The organism is Curtobacterium sp. A7_M15 (assembly GCF_030705415.1).
Lineage (GTDB): Bacteria > Actinomycetota > Actinomycetes > Actinomycetales > Microbacteriaceae > Curtobacterium.
In genome coordinates, this window is the sequence record NZ_JAUZED010000231.1 from 1 (window position 1) to 516 (window position 516).

Annotated in this window: 1 other RNA gene; it reads left to right on the forward strand. The window is 70.9% G+C overall.

What is annotated here, in order from left to right:
• The first annotated feature begins 84 nt into the window (after window positions 1–84).
• Window positions 85–439, forward strand: an RNA gene (rnpB, locus tag Q7F20_RS18625) — RNase P RNA component class A.
• Window positions 440–516 lie beyond the last annotated feature (77 nt).

Consider the following 516-nt stretch of genomic DNA (forward strand, 5'->3'; position numbering starts at 1 on the left):
GCGGCGACCTCGGCGCCCGTGCCGCCGGCGGCCGAGCCCCGGCACCCGCGTCGCCGTCCGCACCGGTAGACTCGTCCTCGCGAATGGGTCGGTGAGACGGTCGCGTCACTCCCCCGGGAGTGCCGAGGAACGTCCGGGCTCCACAGAGCAGGGCGGTGGGTAACACCCACCCGGAGCAATCCGCGAGACAGTGCCACAGAAAGCAGACCGCCGGCGGCGACGTCGGTAAGGGTGAAACGGTGGTGTAAGAGACCACCAGGGGTCCGGGTGACCGGATCCGCTCGGTAAACCTCGCCCGGAGCAAGGTCAGACAGAGGACGCTGAGGCTGCTCGCCGAGTCCTCGGGTAGACCGCTGGAGGCCGACGGCAACGTCGGTCCGAGAGAGATGGCCGTCACCGCGAGAGCGGGACAGAACCCGGCGTACGGCCGGCCCATTCGCACCCACGCCTGTTCGCCCAGCACCGTGCGAGGTTCCGCGCTCCGTGCGACGTCAGCGCCCTCGCACAGCGCGCGGA